Annotated in this window: 18 protein-coding genes; 10 read left to right on the forward strand and 8 right to left on the reverse strand. The window is 59.8% G+C overall.

All coding sequences use genetic code 11. The features are described from left to right. Positions 1–94: 94 nt before the first annotated feature. The 4 genes from QMX98_RS20040 to secA all read right to left on the reverse strand — a co-directional run bounded on the left by QMX98_RS20040 (position 95) and on the right by secA (position 5,846). Positions 95–1,045 (reverse strand): Nudix family hydrolase, encoded by a 951-nt coding sequence (locus QMX98_RS20040; RefSeq protein WP_282411304.1) that lies wholly within the window; start codon positions 1,043–1,045, stop codon positions 95–97. Then, positions 1,042–1,674: a glutathione S-transferase family protein gene (locus QMX98_RS20045; protein ID WP_010457515.1), complete on the reverse strand. Its 633-nt coding sequence runs from the start codon at positions 1,672–1,674 to the stop codon at positions 1,042–1,044. The genes QMX98_RS20040 and QMX98_RS20045 overlap by 4 nt, the downstream gene beginning before the upstream one ends. A 97-nt stretch (positions 1,675–1,771) precedes the next feature. Beyond that, positions 1,772–2,989 carry a bifunctional glutamate N-acetyltransferase/amino-acid acetyltransferase ArgJ gene (gene argJ, locus QMX98_RS20050; RefSeq protein ID WP_010457517.1) on the reverse strand — a complete coding sequence of 406 codons (1,218 nt, stop codon included), beginning with the start codon at positions 2,987–2,989 and terminating at the stop codon, positions 1,772–1,774. Positions 2,990–3,110: 121 nt separating this feature from the next. After that, positions 3,111–5,846: a preprotein translocase subunit SecA gene (gene secA, locus QMX98_RS20055; protein ID WP_010457520.1), complete on the reverse strand. Its 2,736-nt coding sequence runs from the start codon at positions 5,844–5,846 to the stop codon at positions 3,111–3,113. A gap of 307 nt (positions 5,847–6,153) precedes the next feature. Here secA and QMX98_RS20060 point away from each other — a divergent pair, with 307 nt between their 5' ends. Next, the gene (locus tag QMX98_RS20060) at positions 6,154–6,609 is read left to right on the forward strand and encodes a DciA family protein (RefSeq protein WP_008147416.1); all 456 of its coding nucleotides are present in this window, start codon (positions 6,154–6,156) and stop codon (positions 6,607–6,609) included. 68 nt (positions 6,610–6,677) lie between these two features. Here the strand turns inward: QMX98_RS20060 and QMX98_RS20065 are convergent, their stop codons facing one another. After that, positions 6,678–8,165, reverse strand: coding sequence for a helicase HerA-like domain-containing protein (locus tag QMX98_RS20065; RefSeq protein ID WP_010457524.1), 1,488 nt, complete (start codon positions 8,163–8,165; stop codon positions 6,678–6,680). A gap of 188 nt (positions 8,166–8,353) precedes the next feature. Between QMX98_RS20065 and QMX98_RS20070 the strand changes: the two genes are divergently transcribed. The 4 genes from QMX98_RS20070 (at position 8,354) to QMX98_RS20085 (ending at position 13,320) form a co-directional block, all read left to right on the forward strand. Further along, positions 8,354–10,243: a methyl-accepting chemotaxis protein gene (locus QMX98_RS20070; protein ID WP_282411305.1), complete on the forward strand. Its 1,890-nt coding sequence runs from the start codon at positions 8,354–8,356 to the stop codon at positions 10,241–10,243. Between the two features lie 194 nt (positions 10,244–10,437). After that, entirely contained in the window at positions 10,438–11,559 is a 1,122-nt protein-coding gene (locus QMX98_RS20075) for a glycosyltransferase family 1 protein (protein WP_172791524.1), read from the forward strand. Further along, positions 11,552–12,328 (forward strand): polysaccharide deacetylase family protein, encoded by a 777-nt coding sequence (locus QMX98_RS20080; protein WP_172791525.1) that lies wholly within the window; start codon positions 11,552–11,554, stop codon positions 12,326–12,328. Before QMX98_RS20075 ends, QMX98_RS20080 begins: the two co-directional genes overlap by 8 nt. Then, positions 12,325–13,320 carry a lysylphosphatidylglycerol synthase transmembrane domain-containing protein gene (locus QMX98_RS20085; RefSeq protein WP_102594733.1) on the forward strand — a complete coding sequence of 332 codons (996 nt, stop codon included), beginning with the start codon at positions 12,325–12,327 and terminating at the stop codon, positions 13,318–13,320. The genes QMX98_RS20080 and QMX98_RS20085 overlap by 4 nt, the downstream gene beginning before the upstream one ends. Here QMX98_RS20085 and QMX98_RS20090 read toward each other — a convergent pair. Both QMX98_RS20090 and purU read right to left on the reverse strand, forming a co-directional pair. Further along, positions 13,307–13,483 (reverse strand): hypothetical protein, encoded by a 177-nt coding sequence (locus QMX98_RS20090; RefSeq protein ID WP_010457533.1) that lies wholly within the window; start codon positions 13,481–13,483, stop codon positions 13,307–13,309. The two genes, QMX98_RS20085 and QMX98_RS20090, sit on opposite strands and share 14 nt — an antisense overlap. Positions 13,484–13,569: 86 nt before the next feature. After that, complete coding sequence (gene purU, locus QMX98_RS20095; protein WP_102594732.1) at positions 13,570–14,418, reverse strand: formyltetrahydrofolate deformylase; 849 nt, start codon at positions 14,416–14,418, stop codon at positions 13,570–13,572. 340 nt (positions 14,419–14,758) lie between these two features. Here purU and mvaT point away from each other — a divergent pair, with 340 nt between their 5' ends. Then, complete coding sequence (gene mvaT, locus QMX98_RS20100) at positions 14,759–15,136, forward strand: histone-like nucleoid-structuring protein MvaT (protein WP_007933316.1); 378 nt, start codon at positions 14,759–14,761, stop codon at positions 15,134–15,136. Between the two features lie 99 nt (positions 15,137–15,235). Here the strand turns inward: mvaT and sbcB are convergent, their stop codons facing one another. Further along, a complete protein-coding gene (gene sbcB, locus QMX98_RS20105; protein ID WP_010457539.1) occupies positions 15,236–16,666 on the reverse strand; it encodes an exodeoxyribonuclease I in 1,431 nt (476 codons plus the stop codon). 182 nt (positions 16,667–16,848) lie between these two features. Between sbcB and QMX98_RS20110 the strand changes: the two genes are divergently transcribed. The 4 genes from QMX98_RS20110 to QMX98_RS20125 are packed head-to-tail and all read left to right on the forward strand — an operon-like array spanning position 16,849 to position 21,239. Beyond that, entirely contained in the window at positions 16,849–17,574 is a 726-nt protein-coding gene (locus tag QMX98_RS20110) for an RDD family protein (RefSeq protein WP_010457542.1), read from the forward strand. Further along, on the forward strand, positions 17,571–18,548 hold the full coding sequence (locus QMX98_RS20115) for a stage II sporulation protein M (RefSeq protein ID WP_282411306.1): 978 nt from the start codon (positions 17,571–17,573) through the stop codon (positions 18,546–18,548). The genes QMX98_RS20110 and QMX98_RS20115 overlap by 4 nt, the downstream gene beginning before the upstream one ends. After that, a complete protein-coding gene (locus QMX98_RS20120; protein ID WP_282411307.1) occupies positions 18,535–20,079 on the forward strand; it encodes a DUF4129 domain-containing protein in 1,545 nt (514 codons plus the stop codon). The genes QMX98_RS20115 and QMX98_RS20120 overlap by 14 nt, the downstream gene beginning before the upstream one ends. Further along, positions 20,076–21,239 carry a DUF4350 domain-containing protein gene (locus tag QMX98_RS20125; RefSeq protein WP_102594727.1) on the forward strand — a complete coding sequence of 388 codons (1,164 nt, stop codon included), beginning with the start codon at positions 20,076–20,078 and terminating at the stop codon, positions 21,237–21,239. The genes QMX98_RS20120 and QMX98_RS20125 overlap by 4 nt, the downstream gene beginning before the upstream one ends. The last annotated feature ends 124 nt before the right edge of the window (positions 21,240–21,363 follow it).

The raw sequence follows: 21,363 nt of genomic DNA on the forward strand, positions 1-21,363 counted from the left end.
ATCGCGAGCAGGCTCGCTCCCACAGTTGACCGAGTTCCTCCAGAAGGAATGCGATCAAAGGTGGGAGCGAGCCTGCTCGCGATGAGGCCGGTGGCTACATCACAGAATCAGGCCAGAACGCCCGAATCCCCGCCACTCCCTGCGCCCCCGCCTCCCAAGCCTTTTGCTGTTCCGCCGGGCCAACACCACCGAGCAAGAACACCGGTTTGCTGAAACCGTCGATCAACGCCGCCACCTGCTCCCAGCCCAACGGCAGCGCATCCGGATGAGTCTGGGTCGGCTGCACCGGTGACAAGGTCACAAAATCCACGCCCATCTGCTCGGCCAGCGCCAGCTCTTCAGCGTTGTGGCAAGACGCCGCCAACCAGCGCGACGCCGGTAACGGTCGACCCGCCGCTGCATATTTGCGCAACTGCGCTGACGTGATGTGCCAGCCGGCGGACGGGAAGTCGCCCAGCCACTCGAACGGGCCCTTGATCATCAACTGCGCCTTGCCAGCACACAGCCCCGCCGCATCCACCGCCAGATCGCGGTATTTCGGATCGTAGCCGTTGGGTGCCCGCAGCTGGATCAGCTTGATGCCGCCAGCGATGGCTTTCTGGATTCCACGCAGCAAGGCCGGGGTTTCCAGGTCTTCAGGCGTAATCAAATACTGCGCAGGCAAACGTGCAGCCGCCACGATCGGCTGGTTGGCTGCCGGGAACTCATAGCTCAGCAGATCACGTTGGCCCACCCATTCCAAAGGCTGGCCTTCGGCGCCATGGGGCTCGCCGGTAAAGGACGAAACTTCCCAAACGTCCAGCAACACTTGCTTGTCCGGGTAATCGTGGCGGACTTTGATCAACGGTCGCGCGGCGCTGACCACAATGCCCAACTCTTCCTGGAGTTCGCGAACCAATGCGCTTTCGACGGATTCGTCATCCTCGACCTTGCCCCCGGGGAATTCCCACAAGCCGCCCTGGTGCTGGGTGTCGGCACGGCGTGCGATAAGGATCTTGCCGCTGCTGTCGCGGATAACGGCGGCGGCTACGTGTACTCGTTTCACTGCCCAATCTCCTCCAGGCCAGCCTTCTGCCAGGCCTTGAACGACGGCCATTGATAGACGGTTTCAACGTAGGCTTCGTCCACCGCCGGCAATTTCACCTGATAGGTGCGCAGGCGCACGGCAATCGGGGCGAAGAAGGCATCGGCGAGGGTCGCGCCACCGAACAGGAACGGACCGGTTTCAGTGGCGACCGCACGGCATTCAGCCCACAACGCCAGCATGCGCTCGATGTCTGCCTGAACCTCAGGAGGCGTCGGCGATAGCGGTGCGTCGCGGCTCAGGTCGAACGGCATGTTGCCGCGCATGGCAAAGAACCCGGCGTGCATCTGCGCACAGGCCGAACGGGCCTGGGCGCGGGCGGCGGTGTCTTTGGGCCAGAGGCCAGCGTCGGGGAATTGCTCGGCCAGGTATTCGGCAATCGCCAGAGAATCGGCGATGGTGCCGTGCACGGATTTCAGCAGCGGGACTTTGCCGGTCGGCGAATGCTTGAGCAGGCGTTCGCGGGTGTCCGGCTGGCCCAGCTTGATCAGTTCTTCGGTGTACGGGGCGCCAGTGAGGTCAAGGGCCAGTGCGCCGCGCAGGGACCAGGAGGAAAGCAGTTTGTCGCCGATGATCAGGTGGAGGCTCATGTTCGGGACCTTTTGAGAAGGGAAGCGGGCCAGCATTTGCAGTGTCTGGTCGGCCGTCTTCGCGGGCGATCCGACGTGCCCGCGAAAGCGATCTATCTTATGTGCGGTATTCGGCGTTGATCTTCACGTATTCGTGGGACAGGTCGGTGGTCCAGATGGTTTCGCTGCAATCGCCGCGACCCAGTTCGATACGGATGGTGATTTCTTCCTGCTGCATCACCGCCGCGCCCTGGGCTTCGGTGTAGGTCGCGGCGCGGGCGCCACGGCTGGCGATGCAGACTTCGCCGAGGAACACGTCGATCTTGCTGACGTCCAGGTTCGGCACGCCGGCACGGCCAACGGCAGCAAGGATGCGGCCCCAGTTCGGGTCGGACGCGAACAGCGCGGTCTTGATCAGCGGCGAGTGCGCCACGGTGTAACCGACGTCCAGGCATTCCTGATGATTGCCGCCGCCGTTGACTTCAACGGTCACAAATTTGGTCGCGCCTTCGCCGTCACGCACGATGGCCTGGGCCACGTCCATGCACACTTCGAACACAGCTTGTTTCAGCTTGGCAAACAACTCGCCTTCGGCGCGGGTGATTTCCGGCAGCGCGGCCTGACCGGTGGCGATCAGCATGCAGCAGTCGTTGGTCGAGGTGTCGCCGTCGATGGTGATGCGGTTGAACGACTTGTTGGCACCGTCCAGCAGCAGATTCTGCAACACGTCGCGGGAAACTTTGGCGTCGGTGGCGATGTAGCCGAGCATGGTCGCCATGTTCGGACGGATCATGCCCGCGCCTTTGCTGATGCCGGTAACGGTAATAGTCACGCCGTCATGCTGGAACTGGCGGCTGGCACCTTTGGGCAAGGTGTCGGTGGTCATGATGCCGGTGGCGGCGGCTTCCCAGTTATTCACTGACAGGTCGTCAAGGGCGGCTTGCAGCGCACCTTCGATTTTCTCGACCGGCAGCGGCTCACCGATCACACCGGTGGAATACGGCAGCACCAGGCTGGCGTCAACGCCGGTCAATTCAGCCAGTTTCGCGCAGGTGCGCTCGGCGGCGGCGAGGCCAGGTTCGCCCGTGCCGGCGTTGGCATTGCCGGTGTTGGTCAGCAGGTAACGTACCGGGCCTTGCACACGTTGCTTGGCCAGAATCACCGGAGCGGCGCAAAAGGCGTTCAGGGTGAACACGCCCGCGACCGTGGAGCCTTCGGCGCAGCGCATGACCACAACATCCTTGCGCCCCGGGCGCTTGATGCCGGCCGAGGCGATACCGAGTTCAAAACCGGCAACCGGGTGCAACGTTGGCAAAGGACCAAGACCAACAGCCATGAATGCGCTCCTTAATAAATGATGTCAGCACCGCTCTCAGGAAGAACGGTGGTGTAAATGGCAAAACGCCGCGACGGCTGATGCCGGTCGCGGCGCGGGTATTTCAGCGTATGAAACGGGTTTACTGGATCTGCCCGTGGCAATGCTTGAATTTCTTGCCCGAACCGCAGTAGCACAGTTCGTTACGGCCCAGCTTCTGTTCGTTGCGAACCGGTGCAGTGGCGAGGGCGACATCGACCTCTTCACCGAGCAGTTCCGGTTGCTCAAGACCTGGCGCTTCGTCGTGCAGGAACTGCATGCGCGCCGCCAATGCCTCGGCTTCCTGACGCAGGCGTTGCTCTTCTGCTTCCGGATCTTCGCGGCGAACCTGAACGTGCGACAGCACACGGATCGAGTCGCGCTTGATCGAATCCAGCAGCTCGGAGAACAGCGTGTAGGACTCGCGCTTGTACTCTTGCTTCGGGTTCTTCTGTGCATAACCACGCAAGTGGATGCCGTGACGCAGGTGATCCATGGTCGACAGGTGGTCTTTCCACAGGTCGTCGAGCACACGCAGAACGATTTGCTTCTCGAAGGTGCGCAGTGCGTCGGCACCGGCCTGATCTTCTTTCTCGTTGTAGGCAGCGATGAGCTCCTGCATCAGCTTCTCGCGCAGGGTTTCTTCGTACAGGTGATCGTCTTCGTCGAGCCATTTCTGGATCGGCAGCGCCACACCGAAGTCGCTCTGCAACGCAGCTTCCAGACCGGCCACGTCCCACTGCTCTGGCAGCGATTGCGGTGGAATGTGCGCACTGATGGTCGCGTTGAGCACGTCCTGACGGAAGTCGGCGATGGTTTCACCGATGTTGTCGGCGGCCAGCAACGTGTTACGCATGTGATAGATCACTTTACGCTGTTCGTTGTTGACGTCGTCGAACTCGAGCAGTTGCTTGCGAATGTCGAAGTTACGACCTTCAACCTTGCGCTGAGCCTTCTCGATGGCGTTGGTCACCATACGGTGCTCGATCGCTTCACCGGACTGCATGCCCAAGGCTTTCATGAAGTTCTTCACCCGGTCAGAGGCGAAGATGCGCATCAGGCTGTCTTCCAGCGACAGGTAGAAACGGCTGGAACCGGCGTCACCCTGACGACCGGCACGACCACGCAGCTGGTTGTCGATACGGCGCGATTCGTGACGCTCGGAAGCAATCACCTGCAAGCCGCCCGACTCCAGCACTTGCTGGTGACGTTTCTGCCAGTCGGCCTTGATCTGGGCAATCTGCTCAGGGGTCGGATTTTCCAGGGTCGCAACTTCCACTTCCCAGTTGCCGCCCAACAGAATGTCGGTACCGCGACCGGCCATGTTGGTGGCGATGGTCAGCGCACCCGGGCGACCGGCCTGGGCAATGATCTCGGCTTCTTTTTCGTGGAACTTGGCGTTCAGGACCTTGTGTTCGATGCCTTCCTTCTGCAGCAACGCAGACATGTGCTCGGACGTTTCGATGGTTGCAGTCCCCACCAGCACCGGACGGCCCAGGGTCATGCATTCCTTGATGTCGTTGATGATCGCCGCGTATTTCTCTTCGGCGGTCAGGAACACCAGGTCGTTGTAATCTTTACGCGCCAACGGTTTGTTCGGTGGAATGACCATCACCGACAGACCGTAGATCTGGTGGAATTCGAACGCTTCGGTGTCCGCAGTACCGGTCATGCCGGACAGCTTGTTGTACAGACGGAAGTAGTTCTGGAACGTGGTCGAGGCCAGGGTCTGGCTTTCGGCCTGGATGTTCAGGTTTTCCTTGGCTTCGATGGCCTGGTGCAGGCCTTCGGACAAACGGCGACCCGGCATGGTGCGGCCGGTGTGTTCGTCGACCAGGACGACCTGGCCATCCTGCACGATGTATTCGATGTTGCGATTGAACAGCTTATGAGCGCGCAGACCGGCATAAACGTGGGTCAGCAGGCCCAGGTTGTGCGCCGAATACAGGCTCTCGCCTTCAGCCAGCAGGCCGACGCGGGTCAGCATGTCTTCGATGAACTGGTGACCGGCTTCGTTGAGTTCGACCTGACGGGTCTTCTCGTCAACGGTGTAATGGCCAGCCTTGGTGACTTCGCCTTCCACTTCTTCGACGTGCAATTCCAGCTGCGGGATCAGTTTGTTGATCTCGATGTACAGCTTGGAGCTGTCCTCGGCCTGACCGGAAATGATCAGCGGGGTACGGGCTTCGTCGATGAGGATGGAGTCGACTTCGTCGATCACGGCAAAATTGAGTTCGCGCTGGAATTTTTCTTCCATGCTGAACGCCATGTTGTCGCGCAGGTAGTCGAAACCGAATTCGTTGTTGGTGCCGTAGGTGATGTCGGCGGCGTAAGCAGCGCGCTTCTCTTCCGGCGGCTGGAATGGGGTGACCACACCGACCGTCATACCGAGGAATTCGTAGAGCGGACGCATCCAGTTGGCGTCACGACGGGCCAGGTAGTCGTTCACCGTCACAACGTGCACGCCCTTGCCGGACAGCGCGTTGAGGTAAACGCCCAGTGTTGCCACCAGGGTCTTGCCTTCACCGGTACGCATTTCCGCGATCTGGCCTTCATGCAAGGTCATGCCGCCAATCAGCTGGACATCGAAGTGGCGCATACCCATGACACGCTTACCGGCTTCGCGGGCGACCGCAAAGGCTTCTGGCAGCAGCTTGTCGAGGGTTTCCCCTTTGGCGATGCGGGCCTTGAACTCGTCTGTCTTGGCACGCAATTGATCGTCCGAAAGGGCCACCATTTGCTCTTCGAAGGCATTGACGAGTTGCACCGTCTTGAGCATGCGTTTGACTTCACGCTCGTTCTTGCTTCCAAAAAGTTTCTTTAACAAAGGCGCAAACATATCGGCAGGATCTTCCACACTAAAGGGATGGAGGGCGGCCCCGTGAGTCGCCCGTGCAGCCCTCATGGCCGCATGCGAACGAGCATTCTACCCGGAAACGATGGTGAGGAAAGTGGCGTTGTTCCACGATGCATGCACTGCGCTGTGACGGGGCTCACTTAAAATAAGGGCTTTTTGCGCAACTTCAAGCCATTCGCGGCAGAAGTTACTTGTTGATTTAATGGGTAAAGCGCTCGCAAAGCAATGGGTCGGGCGCATGTGATGCTTTCTGCTACCATGGCGGCTCTGTTACTTCAGGTGTCTGATCATGGCATTTCGCCCTCTCACGGCCAGAGCACCCGCCGTTCTGCTTCGCGAAGCCAAGCCGCTGAAAGCCATTTTTGGCCATGCTCAACGCCTGGGTCATCTGCAACGTCTGCTCGAAAGCCAGTTGCAGCCTGCTGCGCGCGAGCATTGCCATGTGGCCTCGTGGCGCGAAGGCAGTTTACTGCTGATCGTCACTGACGGTCACTGGGCCACCCGCCTGCGTTACCAGCAAAAACGCCTGCAACGCCAGTTACAGATGTTCGACGAGTTCGCCAGCCTGACGCGGATTCTGTTCAAAGTGCAGCCCCCCACCGTTCAGCAAGGGGCGGCGGGGCATACCATCAGTTTGTCGACGGATGCCGGCGCAACCATTCAGGCCACGGCCGATGGCATCAGCGATCCGAATCTGCGAGCGGCGCTGGAACGCCTTGCGGCCCACGCCAAACCCAAAACCTGAAATTGATGTTTCACCTGTAGGATCGCCGCACCGCTCGCTCCTACAGGGTTGTGTCCAGCCAGTGGTTGTCAGCGGCGTTTACTGCCACCGAGCAACGAGCCCATCAGTCCGCGTACCAGCTGCCGGCCCAATTGATTGGCCGCCTGGCGCATCGCCGATTTCAGCGCCTGCCCCGCCGCCGTTCCGAGGAATTCCCCGGCCTTGTCGGTGAAACTCGGCTCTTCGGCGGCCGGTTTACCCGGAACGGCCTCAGGCTCCGGCGCCAACCCTTTACGGCCCATCAATATTTCATACGCCGATTCCCGATCAACCGGCTTGTCATACCGCCCCTTGAACGGCGACCCGGCGATCAGCATCGTGCGCTCGGTTTCGGTCAACGGCCCGATCCGCGATTGCGGCGGGGCGACCAAGACACGCTGGACCATCTCCGGCGTGCCCTTGTCTTGCAAGGTGCCGACCAGCGCCTCGCCGATCCCCAGTTCGGTCAACACCGACAGGGCATCAAACGCCGGGTTCGGCCGGAAGCCCTCCGCCACCGCTCGCAGGGATTTCTGCTCCTTGGCGGTGAAGGCGCGCAAACCATGCTGGATACGCAGGCCGAGCTGAGCCAGCACGTCATCCGGCAAGTCGCCCGGTGATTGCGTGACGAAATACACGCCCACGCCTTTGGAACGAATCAGCCGCACCACCTGCTCCAGGCGATCCTGCAAAGCCTTGGGCGTGTCGGCGAACAATAAATGCGCTTCGTCGAAAAACAGTGCCAGCAGCGGTTTGTCCGAATCGCCACGCTCCGGCAGTTGCTCGAACAACTCGGCCAGCAACCACAGCAGGAATGTCGCATACACCTTCGGCGCTTCGTGGACCAGACGACTGGCATCCAGCAAATGAATGCGCCCACGGCCGTCAGCCGTCGGTTGCAGAATGTCTTCGAGTTGCAGCGCCGGTTCACCGAACAGCGCTTCGGCACCTTGTTGCTCCAGGGTCGCCAGACGCCGCAACAGCGCCTGACTGGAACCGGTGGTCATCAACGCCGCGTCGTCCCCCAGCAACTCAGGGTTGTCACGCAGGTGATTGAGCAGCGCCTTCAGATCCTTGAGGTCCAGCAGCAACAGCCCTTCGCGGTCCGCGACCTTGAACGCGGCATACAGCGCCGACTGCTGGCTGTCGGTCAACTCCAGCAGGCTGCCGATCAGCAACGGCCCCATTTCGCTCAAGGTGGTGCGCAATGGATGACCGGACTCACCGTGAATGTCCCACAGGGTGACCGGGTAAGCCGCAGGCTTGTGGTTGAGCCACGGCATCCCGGCGATCCGCTCAGCGATTTTGCCTTGAGGGTTGCCGGCAGCACCCAGGCCACACAGGTCGCCCTTGATGTCTGCCGCGAACACCGCCACGCCCGCGTCGCTGAAGGCTTCGGCCAGTCGCTGCAACGTGACGGTTTTACCGGTCCCGGTAGCGCCCGCGACCAGGCCGTGACGGTTCGCCAGGCGCATGGCCTGGGAGATAGGCTGGCCGGCAAGGTCAGCGCCGATAACGAGTTGCGATGAGTCAGGCATTTTGTCACCCATGGTTAATCTTTGATCCTGCACGGCCGATACAAATAGTTGTGAGACCAATCCGAAAATAGCGTCGGTAATTCCCTAAGGAGAGGATGGAAATATCAGCTTTTTTTCAACATTGCCCATTTTGCGTGCCTTTATAAAAGCACGCTCAGGACATTAAGACCTTAGCGGAACCCCAAGCCATGAACAAAAACCTGCGTTTCAGCCATAAAATCTTGCTTGCCGCCGCCCTCATCGTCATTGCCGCCTTCGCCTCGTTCACACTGTACAACGACTACCTGCAGCGCAACGCCATTCGCGAAGACCTGGACAATTACCTCAACGAGATGGGAGACGTCACCGCCAGCAACATCCAGACCTGGCTGACTGGCCGTATCCTGCTGATCGACAACCTCGCTCAAAACATAGCCGTCAATCCTGAACAGGCCAACGTCGCCAGTCTGCTTGATCAGAAAGCCCTGACGTCGACTTTCATGGCGTCCTACCTGGGCGACTCCACCGGCAGCTTCACGATTCGTCCCGACGCCAAAATGCCTGCCGGTTTCGATCCGCGGGTGCGTCCTTGGTACAAAGGCGCCGAAAGCAGCAGCACGGCGACCGTGACCGAACCTTATATCGATGCGGCCACCGGCCAGACCATCATCTCCATCGCCACCGCCTCGAAAAAGGCCGGGCAAAGCGTGGGTGTGGTGGGCGGCGACTTGAGCCTGCAAACCCTGATCGACACCCTCAGCGCCCGTGATTTCGACGGCATGGGTTACGCCTTCCTGGTCAGCGCCGACGGCAAGATCCTGGTGCACCCGGACAAAGCCCTGGTGATGAAGTCCCTGAGCGAGGCGTACCCGAACAATACCCCGCGCATCAGCAGCGACTTCAGTGAAGTCGAAGTGGACGGCAAGACTCGCATCGTCACCTTCACGGCGATTAAAGGCCTGCCATCGGTCCACTGGTACATCGGCCTGTCGGTCGATAAAGACAAAGCCTTCTCGATGCTCAGCGAGTTCCGCGCCTCGGCGGTCGTCGCGACGATCATTGCCGTGGCGATCATCATCGCGTTGCTGGGCATGTTGATCCGCATCCTGATCCAGCCGCTGCATGTCATGACCCGCGCCATGGAAGACATCGCCGACGGTGAAGGCGACCTGACCAAACGTCTGACCATCGTCAATAACGACGAATTCGGCGTGCTAGGCACAGCGTTCAACCGTTTTGTCGAACGTATTCACGGTTCGATCCGTGAAGTGTCCTCGGCCACCGGCCAGGTCAACGAAGTCGCGCTGCGTGTGGTCGCCGCGTCGAATTCGTCGATGTTCAACTCCGACCAGCAAGCCTCGCGCACCAGCAGCGTGGCCGCCGCGATCAACCAGCTCGGCGCCGCCGCTCAGGAAATCGCCCGCAACGCTGCACAGGCGTCCAGCCAGGCCAGCGATGCCCGCAGCCTCGCCGAAGATGGCCAGCAAGTGGTGGATCGCAGCATCAAAGCGATGAATCAGCTGTCGAGCATGCTCAGCGCTTCGAGCACCAACATCGAATCGCTGAACAGCAAAACCGTGAACATCGGGCAGATTCTCGAAGTGATCACCAGCATCTCCCAGCAAACCAACCTGCTGGCGCTCAACGCTGCCATCGAAGCGGCCCGCGCCGGTGAAGCCGGGCGTGGTTTTGCCGTGGTGGCTGACGAAGTACGCAACCTGGCGCACCGCACACAGGAATCGGCGCAACAGGTGCAGACCATGATCGAAGAGCTGCAAGTCGGCGCCCGTGAATCCGTCAGCACCATGAGCGACAGCCAGCGCCACAGCCAGGACAGCGTGGAAATCGCCAACCTGGCGGGCGAGCGCTTGAACAGCGTGACGTTGCGTATTGGTGAGATTGACGGGATGAACCAGTCGGTGGCGACCGCGACCGAGGAACAGACGGCGGTGGTGGAGTCGATCAACGTCGACATTACCGAGATCAACACGCTGAATCAGGAAGGCGTGGAGAACCTGCAATCGACGTTGCGGGCGTGTTCGGACCTGGAGCAGCAGGCAGCGCGTCTTAAGCAGTTGGTGGGCAGTTTCCGTATTTGATGCGGCATTGAGGTCCTCTTTGCGGGCAAGCCCCGCTCCTACACGGGTTAGCGTTAATTTGTAGGAGCGAGGCTTGCCCGCGAAGGCGGTCTGAAATACACCGCAAAAACCTCGCTGATCTGCGCGCCACAAAACCCCGACCGAACATCTATCCTTCATAAAGGTCAACCAAGGGAGAACAACGGACCGGAGGGATGCTCACTGTGCATATCGCGGACATCACCATGTTCTACGCCCCGGCCAGCGGTGGCGTGCGCACGTATCTGGATGCCAAGCACCGTCGCCTGAGCATCAAGCCAGGCATTCGCCACAGTTTGCTGATTCCAGGGGCACACCTGAGTGAGCATGACGGCGTCTACTCAGTTCCAGCCCCGGCCCTACCTTTCGGCAAGGGTTATCGTTTTCCTCTCCGCTTGGCGCCATGGCGAAATGTCCTGCATGATTTGCAGCCTGACCTGATCGAAGTCGGCGACCCTTACCTCACCGCATGGGCAGCTCTGGATGCGCGCCGGCAACTGGATGTGCCGGTGATCGGCTTTTATCACTCGGACCTGCCACTGCTGGTCAGCAATCGAATGGGCAATTGGGTGACCCCGAATGTCGAGGCCTATGTCCGCAAGCTGTATGGCAACTTCGACCGTGTGCTGGCACCGAGTCAGGTCATGGCCGACAAGTTGATCGGTCTTGGCGTGAAGAATGTGTTTGTCCAGCCGTTGGGGGTCGACCTGCAAACGTTCAATCCCCAAGCAAGGGACAGCGGCTTGCGGGCCGAGTTAGGCATTGATGAAAACACCCATCTGCTGATTTTTGCCGGCCGTGGCTCCAAGGAAAAAAACCTGCCGGTCTTGCTCGGTTGCATGAAACGTCTGGGGCCTCGTTATCATTTGTTGCTAGTCGGTTCTTCCATGCCCGCTGTGGTGCCGGACAACGTGACTGTCGTCGATGAGTTCTGCCCGGCCACGCAAGTCGCGCGCTTGATGGCCAGCGCTGACGCGTTGCTGCATGCCGGCGATCAGGAAACCTTCGGCCTGGTGATCCTCGAAGCCATGGCCAGCGGTATTCCGGTGGTGGCGGTAGCCGCCGGGGCCTTTCAGGAAATCGTCACCGATCAATGCGGCTTGCTCTGCGCGCCGAACAATCCCCTGGCGATGGCCAATGCTGTTCGCGAGCTGTTCAGCCACGACAGCGCCGCCCTGGGCAAGCGCGCCCGCAACCATGTCGAACAGCATTACGCCTGGGACACCGTGGTCGACAGCCTGCTGGGGCACTATCACGCAGTGCTCGGCAGCCAATGGCCGCTGACCGCCAATGGTTGAGCCCATGAACCTGCCCAGCCTGGTACTCGTGCTGCATGACGTTGCGCCGCAGACCTGGGCCGATTACCAGCCTTTTGTCGAGGCTGTCGATGCCCTGGGCGAAGTGCCGATGACCTGGCTGGTGGTGCCCAACTTCCACAAGCACAACGACCTGGACGAGCATCCGGGATTTCGCCGATGGCTGACCAGCCGAGTTGCCCGAGGTGACGAACTGGCATTGCACGGCTACTTTCATTGCGACGAAAGCCCTCCTCCCAGCAATCCCAGAGACTGGTTCATGCGCCGGATCTATACCCACGAAGGCGAGTTTTACAGCTTGTCGCAAGCCGCCGCCCTCGCCCGCCTGCGTGCCGGAATCGAAGTGTTCCATCGTTATCACTGGCCACTGGAAGGCTTCGTCGCCCCGGCATGGTTGATGAGCGAAGGCACTCGGCAGGCGTTACGCCAGTTACCGCTGAGCTACACCAGCGATTCACAGCATCTCTATCGGCTGCCGGACTTCAAGGCCATCGATGCGCCGGGACTGGTCTGGAGTGCGCGCAGTGCCTGGCGCCGGGGGCTGTCGAAAATCATCAGCGACCAGCGTGAACAGCGCTGGCGGCACGCGCCGGTGATTCGCCTTGGACTGCACCCGGTGGACATGCGTCATGGATTTTCGCGCAACTATTGGCTGCAAACCCTCAAGCGCTTGCTCGATGAGGGGCGAGTGCCAATGACCAAGGCCCAGTGGCTCTCTTTTCACAGTGATCGTCTCGGTCGCGCCGCATGAGCCGGGGCATTCTGCTGTTTATCGCCCTGCTCGCCGCGGTGCTGATTCCATTGCTGCTGGGCGGCAACGAGACGTGGTCGCGGCTGCAAAATTTCCCCTTGAATGAATTGCTGATCATGTTCGGCATGATCTTGCTGTGCTGGGTGGTGAACACCCTGCGCTTGCGCCTGTTGCTGGGCGATCAGTGCGACAAGGTCGGCCGGGTCAAGAGTCTTGGCGTAGTGATGGCCGCCGAGTTCGCCTACTGCGCCACCCCAGGCGGCAGCGGCGGCCCGCTGACCATCATGGCGCTACTGGCGCGCAATGGCGTGCGCCCGGCACGGGGCAGCGCGGTGTTCGCCATGGACCAACTCAGCGATCTGCTGTTTTTCCTCTGCGCGCTGAGCGGGATTCTGATCTATGCGTTATTCCAGCACCTCAGCGAACGCCTGGAATGGCTGCTGATCGTCAGCGCCGTCTCCATGTTTGGCGGGCTGCTCAGTTGCGTGGTGGTGGCGCGCTACCATCGACTGCTGATTCGCCTGAGCGGGCGACTGCTCGTTCGCCTCAACGTCAAAGGCACCACGCGCCTGCGCTGGGCACGCAAGCTCCTTCATTTCCTGGCAGCGTTCACTGACACGCTGAAGTTGCCCGTTCTGACGTTGATCAAGGTGTTTGCCCTGACCTGCGTGCATTGGCTCCTGCGGTATAGCGTGCTGTATCTGGCGTTGCGCGGGCTCGGGGCAGATTTGCAGTGGGCCTGGTGCTTTCTGATCCAGATGCTGTCGCTGAGTGCAGGGCAATTCAGCCTGCTGCCGGGCGGTGCGGGTGCGGCGGAGTTGACTTCAGCGGCGCTGTTGGCGCCCATGGTGGGGAAATCCACCGCCGCGGCGGCGATTCTGATCTGGCGGACGGTGACGTATTACTTCTACCTGGTAGTGGGCGGCCCGGTGTTTCTGCTGATGCTGGGGCGGCCGCTGCTGAAGAAACTGATGAAGTTCAAGCAGGCTTAGGCTTGTCTTCGGGTTGCTGCTGCAACTGCTCCCACAACTCGGCGGCACCGGGAAACTCCGTGCCGTCTTCAGGGCTCATCTCATCCGGGTCGTAGCGACTCAAACAGCCCTCCCCCAACGTGGCGGGGGCCTTGGAAGTGGCTTTGTCGAGTGGATCGGCCATGGTCATGTCCTCAGTGCAGAAACGGCGAAGGGCCTGAAGCGATTGAACGCCCAGGCCCTTCGAATTTCAACCGTGATGTGCGGCGATCAGAACACTACGGTCTTGTTGCCATGCACCAGCACCCGGTCTTCCAGGTGATAACGCAGACCACGGGCCAGCACCATTTTCTCGACGTCACGGCCGAAACGCACCATGTCTTCAATGCTGTCGCTGTGGCTGACGCGCACCACGTCCTGCTCGATGATCGGACCGGCATCCAGCTCTTCGGTCACGTAGTGACACGTCGCACCGATCAACTTCACGCCACGCATCGAGGCCTGGTGATACGGCTTGGCGCCGACGAACGACGGCAGGAAGCTGTGGTGAATGTTGATGACCTTGTGCGCATATTCCCTGCACAACGCGGGCGGCAGGATTTGCATGTAACGGGCAAGTACCACCACTTCGGCATCGTGATGTTTGACCAGGCGCGAGACTTCGGCGAAGGCCGGCTCTTTGTCCTGTGGATTGACCGGCACGTGGTAATAAGGAATGCCGTGCCACTCCACCATGCTGCGCAAGTCGTCGTGGTTGGAAATCACACAGGAAATTTCGCAATCCAGTTCATCACTGTGCCAGCGGTGCAGCAAGTCGGCCAGACAGTGGGACTCACGGCTGGCCATCAACACAACGCGCTTTTTCTGCGCGGTGTCGGTAATGCGCCAGTTCATCGAGAACTCTTCGGCAATGGGTGCAAACGCTTCGCGAAAGGCCTCAATACCGAAAGGCAGCGAGTCGGCACGTATTTCGTGACGCATGAAGAACCAGCCATTCTGATTGTCCGAGTGATGGCTCGCTTCAGTGATCCAGCCGTTATGTGACGCCAGAAAGTTACTGACTTTAGCAACGATGCCGACGCGGTCCGGGCAAGCAATCACCAGCCGAAAAGTGCGCATGAGGGGGAAACTCCAGAACTTCGCAAAGGCCGCCATTCTAGCGATTGCGCAGCAAAACTGCAGTATCGATGACACATTGACCTGCACGCGGGTCAGTGGAACAGATTCCGGCAGCCCCTCACCACCCGCGCGATGGTGTTCTTGTAGTCAATCTTCAAGCGTTCAATTGTGAATATCTGTGATGACTGCATCACACTTTTAACTCTGCGTTGAATTGACGCCCTATTCATCGCAACTAATTTAAATAAAAAGCCGGTTAAATGTTTACTTGATGAAACACCCTGACTATTATTGCGGCACTGTCACCCTGCCATCCAGCGCCCAACATAAGGTAGTCCTCATGTCCTTGATCAACGAATATCGCGCCACCGAAGAAGCTATCAAAGAGCTGCAAGCCCGTTTGAAGAACCTGTCCCAAGACGACAAACTGCAAACCGAGCTGGAATTCGAAGGCAAACTGCGCACCCTGATGGGCGAATACTCCAAGTCCCTGCGTGACATCATCGCGTTGCTGGACCCAGAGTCCAAGACCAAAGCACCACGTGGCGGCGCAGTAAAAACTACTGGCACCAAGCGTGCTCGCAAAGTTAAACAATACAAAAACCCGCACAACGGCGAAGTCATCGAAACCAAAGGTGGCAACCACAAGACTCTGAAAGAGTGGAAAGCCAAGTGGGGCGGTGACGTGGTTGAAGGCTGGGCTACCCTGCTGGGCTAAGCCCAATAGGTTGTCAAAGACTTATCCGTGACAAAAAATAACGCCAGCTGATGCTGGCGTTTTTTTATGCCCGGAATACAGCCCGGGCATTTTTCGTTTTCAAAGATTCAAACGTTTGCGTAATTCCTGGACATAATTCTGCCATTCACTCAGTACCTCTCGCTGAAACGTTGTAGCAGTAACGCTCAATTGGGCTGCGGCTTCTACGAAACTTTCAAGCGTATTGGGCGCCCCCCACTCCGGGGTCGACAAACGTTGCTGACAGAATGTTTGCCAGCGCTCTTGCTCCTCGGAATTCAACGTATCGGGGAAGTTGCGTGCGCGATAACGAAACAATAATTCAGGTAAACGTTCGTCATCGAAAGGCCATTGCTGTTGTGATAATTGGGCGGGGTCGGCGGCCCTGACTTGCTCACATAGACGACGATCCCGATCACCGATAAAACCATCGTATAACTGTTGCTCGGGGTCCCGGCTCGGAGTGAAATCTTCGCTGGCATAAATAGCCAACACTTTATCTCGCCAAACTTGTTGTGCGTCACTTAGCCGCAGTACGCGATCCTGATAAAGCGCCATGTCCAGCCCCAGGCGTTGCTGATCGTCAGGACGAAGTACCGACAGCGGCGCCACCACCGGGCACTTGTTGATATGAATGAGCTTGAGCGGCACCGGCAATTCGCCGTCGGCCAGGTCATCACGGCGGGTATACAGGCGCTGACGCAAGGTTTCTGCGTCCAGATCAAGCAACCCCTGGGGATCCAGATGCAGGTCACAGACAATCAGGGCGTTCTTGTTGCGTGGATGCCAGGCCAGTGGCAACACCACACCGACATAACTGCGAGCCGCCGAGAATCGTCCGGAAATGTGCACCATCGGCTGTAACAGCCGAATCTGATCCATCACCTTTTGTTTGCCGCGCAACTGGAACAACCAGTCATACAACTTCGGCTGCTTCTCGCGAATAAGCCGAGCCAGGGCGATGGTGGCGCGAACGTCCGACAGCGCCTCGTGGGCATTGCCGTGGTCAATGCCATTGGCGGCGGTCAGCCGTTCGAGTTTAAGCGTCACCCGCCCTTCATCATCGGTTGGCCAGACAAGGCCATCGGGGCGCAAGGCGTAGGCCGCACGTACCACATCAATCAGGTCCCAGCGGCTGTTGCCGCCCTGCCACTCGCGCGCATACGGGTCGAAAAAGTTTCGGTACAGGCTGTAACGGGTCATCTCGTCATCGAAGCGCAACGTGTTGTAACCCGCGCCGCAGGTCCCCGGTGCCGCCAGTTGAGCGTGCACCCGGGTCATGAAGTCGGCTTCGCTCAAACCGTGTTCGGCCAGCTGGCTGGGCGTAATACCGGTGATCGCGCAGGCTGCTGGATGCGGCAGGATGTCGTCGCTGGGCTGACAGAAGAGGTTGACCGGCTCGTCTATTTCATTGAGATCGAAGTCAGTGCGAATCCCCGCCACCTGGAGCGGGCGGTCGCATCGGGGATTGATGCCGGTGGTTTCGTAGTCGTACCAGAAGATCGAGGTCACGGGCTGTTCCTGAACTGAAGATCGGCAAAGTCTAGGCGTTCACATCCCGCCCCGGCCAGTAACTTGTTATTCAATCACTTCTGGTTTCGCAACGTGCAATACATAGTTATGTCGTTTTCCCCCGAGAGGCTGCTAGCATCGGACAGACATCGAATCCCGAACAGGCCACATCAAGGTTGCCCATGCTCGAGACCACAGCACTGCCAAGGAATGCGACGCTGCCCCCACCACTGGACACGCGGTATCAAGTCGAAACGCCCGAAGGCATCGACTTGCCACTGCGCCCGGCCGGGTTGATGGTTCGTGCGCTGGCGTTCTCCATCGACCTCGGGTTGCGCGGGCTGATACTCGGCGTGCTGTTTATCGTGTTGGCGTTTCTGGGAAAACTCGGTGCCGGGCTGGGCTCGATCCTGCTGTTCGGGGTCAGCTGGTGGTACATGGTGCTGTTCGAGGTCCTCAATCAGGGCCGTTCGCCGGGCAAACAATGGATGGGGTTGCGCGTGGTACATGACGACGGCACCCCGATCGGATGGTCCGCCTCGCTGTTGCGTAACCTGTTGCGATTCGTCGACCTGTTGCCGTTTGGCTACTTCCTCGGCGCCATCAGTTGCCTGCAACACCCCTCCTTCAAACGCCTCGGTGACCTGGCCGCCGGCACGCTGGTGATCTACCGCGAACAGCCATTGACCCGACCGCAACTGCCCGACGTCCAGCCTCGGCGCCCGGCCTTTGCCCTGACGCTACCCGAGCAACGTGCCGTCCTCGGGTTTGCCGAGCGCCAGGGCGAACTTTCCGAGGCGCGCAGCCATGAACTCGCGTCCATCCTTGCCCAACCCTTGCAGGTTCCCGCGCCACGCGCCGTGGCGGAACTTAACGCCATCGCTCGTGGTTTGTTGGGGCCCGCATGAAACAAAGCCTTTTCGAAAATCGCCACAAGGCCGAATGGGCGCGGTTTTCCCTGGTGCTCGAACAACTGGAGTGCGGCAAGGACGCTTCCGGTATCGCCAGTTTCCCGAAAGACTATCGACGACTCTGCCAACAACTGGCACTGGCTCAGGAACGGGGCTACAGCAGTTTCCTGATCGACTCGTTGCAGCAACAAGTGCTGCGCGGGCATCAACAGCTTTACCGGCATCGCAGTCGACTGGGCGCCAACATACTGAGCTTTATCCTTGCCGGCTTCCCGCGGTTGGTGCGCGAACAATGGCGCTTTGTGCTCGCCGCCAGCCTGATGTTTTTTGGCAGTCTGATCGGCTTCGCGCTGCTGGTGTATCTGTTCCCGGACCTGGTCTACAGTCTGATCCCGGCCGAGCAGGTCAGTGAGATGCAAAGCATGTACGACCCGGTCGCCGGCCATTTGGGCCGCTCGGCGGAACGCGCCGCCAGCGAAGACTGGGTGATGTTCGGTTACTACATCATGCACAACATCGGCATCGCCTTTCAGACCTTCGCCAGCGGGTTGCTGTTTGGTCTGGGCAGCGCATTTTTCCTGCTGTTCAATGGCTTGATGATCGGTGCGGTGGCGGGACACTTGACGCACATCGGTTTCGGGCAAACCTTCTGGTCCTTCGTGATTGGTCACGGCGCGTTCGAACTGAGCGCCATCGCCCTGGCCGGTGCCGCCGGCCTGCAACTGGGCTGGGCGTTGATCGCGCCGGGACGCCTGCCCCGCGCCGAAGCGTTGCGACTGGCAGCGCGCAAAAGCGTGTTGCTGATCTGCGGCGTCATGCTGTTTCTGCTGATTGCCGCGTTTATCGAAGCCTACTGGTCGTCGATGACCGCGCCGGCCCCCATGACCAAATACCTGGTCGGCGCGGCGCTCTGGTTGTTGGTGGCGACTTACTTGCTGTTTGCCGGACGGACCCGCCATGCGCCTGAGTGATGCCACGGTCGTCATCCGCCCGCGCAACTCCTGGGAAGCCATGGACCTGGGCGTGCTGCTGAGCCAGCGCCATCGACGGTTGCTGATGACCAGTTGGGCCATCATCACCTTGCCGATCTTCGCGCTGCTCAGCTTTTTCCTTTGGGATTCACCCTCCCTCGCCGTGTTTATCTTCTGGTGGTTGAAACCGGCATTCGAGCGCTTGCCGCTGTATATCCTGTCCAAAGCCATGTTCGGCGAAACGCCCACCTTGAAACAGGCGCTGCGCCAATGGCCGAACCTGCTCAAGCCACAACTGTTGGCCAGCCTGACCTGGCGACGCCTGAGCCTGAGCCGCAGCTTTCTGATGCCGGTGGTGCAACTCGAAGGCCTGGCGGGTGATGAACGACAGCAGCGCTTGCGGGTGTTGCTGCAGCGCAACGCCGGTGCAGCGCAGTGGTTGACGATCATTGGCGTGCACCTGGAAAGTGCGCTGTGGATTGGCCTGATGGTGCTGTTCTATATGTTCCTGCCACAGCAGGTTGAACTCGACTGGAGCTGGCAGACCTTGATCGACGTGGCCAGCCAGGACTGGCGCTGGCTGGAACACCTGACGAATTTCTTTTACGTGCTGGTGCTGATTGTCTGGGAACCGATCTACGTGGCCTGCGGTTTCAGCCTTTATCTGAATCGACGCACGGTGCTGGAAGCCTGGGACATCGAACTGGTGTTCCGCCGATTGCGCCAACGCCTCAACACCATGGCGGTCACTCTGCTGCTGGCAGCGATAATGCTGGTGCCGACCACGCAAAACGTCTGGGCCGCCGAGCCGGTCATTACCCCGGACAGCCCACGTCTGCTGGACCAACCACTGACCAGCCAGGCCTCGAGGGACACCATCAAGACAATCCTCGATCAGCCGCCGTTCACGAACAAGGAAACGGTGACCCGCTATCGATTTGACGAAGACAAACCCGACACCAAAACCCCGGAGGACGGGAAAACACCCGAATGGCTGAAGGCTTTGGCCAGTCTGCTCGACAGCCAGCGTTTCGGCTTTATTGCCAACCTGATTGAAGTTCTGCTCTGGGCCGCCGTAATGAGCGCCATCGGCGTGTTGATCTGGCGTTACCGCGACTGGTTGCAGGCATTCGTCAGTCGTCGGCCGGTGTTGAACCGACGAGCCGCGCGTCCGTTACCGCAGCAAGCATTCGGCCTGGACCTGAGCCGCGAAACCCTGCCCGCCGACATTGCCGCCAGCGCTGAAAGTCTCTGGCAAACCAACCCGCGCGCGGCCCTCGGGTTGCTCTATCGCGCCCTGCTCAGCCATTTGTTGCACGACCACAACATGGCACTGAAACCCGCCGACACCGAAGGCGAGGTGCTGCAACGCGTCGAACAACTGCACCAACCGGCCTTGCTCGCTTTCAGCAAAACCTTGACCGGGCACTGGCAAAACATGGCCTACGGGCATCGATTGCCACCCGCGCATGTGCAACAGGAACTGTGTGACGGCTGGCGAACCTTGTTCGGCCCGGGAGCCGTCCGTTGAACCGGCGCTGGTGGCTTTCGGTCGGCGTGTTCATCACCGTACTGGTGGGCGCGCTGAGTGTTTATCTGTACCTGAAAGCCACGCCGTATCAGGCCGAAATCGATCACGGCCCCACGCCCGAAGCCCAGGCCAATCCCTATCTGGCCGCCGAGCATTTCCTGCGCAAACAGGGTCTGACCGTCGGCCATGCCAACAGTCTCGACGTGCTGCCCAGCCTCGACCCGCATCAGCACAGCCTGTTGTTGCTCGGTGATCGCTACAACATGACCCCACGCCAGATTGATCAAGTGATGAACTGGACCCGGGCCGGCGGGCGCCTGTTGTTTGTCGCCCAGTCGCTGTGGGATGAAAAGACCGGCCAGAGCAATGACCTGCTGCTCGATCGCGTGCAGGTGCATCAGTCGCTGAGCAAAGACCTCAAGGAGCCTCCACCGGACATCCTTGACGACCCGTTCCCCAAACTGACCAAGCTGTACCTGGAAGACGAGAACGCGCCGGCCTACGCCAGTTTCGATACGGCGTTCCATCTTGAAGACCCGAATAACCTCGCGCAAGCCTGGGCCAACAGTGGCAAGGCCACGCACATGATGCAGTTGAAACACGGGCTCGGCTCGATCATCGTCGTCACCGACGCCGACCTGTGGAAAACCCCGGCCATTGCCCAATACGACAATGCCTGGCTGCTCTGGTACCTGACCGCCGACACGCGCGTGACCCTGCTGTTCAATACCGACCACGACAGTCTGCTGACCTTGCTGCTGCGCAACTTCCCTCAGGCGTTGGTCGCCCTCATCGCCCTGATCGGTCTTGCGCTCTGGCATGTCGGGGTACGCCAGGGTCCGCTGCTGGCACCGGCGTCGAAAGGTCGCCGGCAACTTCAGGAACACCTTCGCGCCAGCGCCGATTTCATGCTGCGCCGCAGCGGTCAGCACAGCCTGTTGCAAGCCTTGCAGCAAGACATCCTGCGCCGTGTCCGCCACCGACACCCCGGCTTTGAACAACTCGGCGTCGCCGAACAATGGCTGGTGCTCGCGCGCCTGACCGGCCAGCCCACACGCGCCATCAGCCAGGCGATGAGCCCGCGACCGAAACAGCGGCTGTCCAGCGCTGAGTTCAGTCGACAGGTCGCCCACCTGCAAACCTTGAGGAACACGCTATGATCTGGCACTTGGAAAGCGTTAGATTGCTGTGATATTAGAAACAGTCACTTAGAAACTCATGCGCTTTAGGGGTGCTTCTACCACCCTAAATGGCCAGAGCAGACAAAGTGAATGGGATTCTAAT

This window comes from Pseudomonas sp. PS02303 (assembly GCF_029959925.1).
Lineage (GTDB): Bacteria > Pseudomonadota > Gammaproteobacteria > Pseudomonadales > Pseudomonadaceae > Aquipseudomonas > Aquipseudomonas mandelii.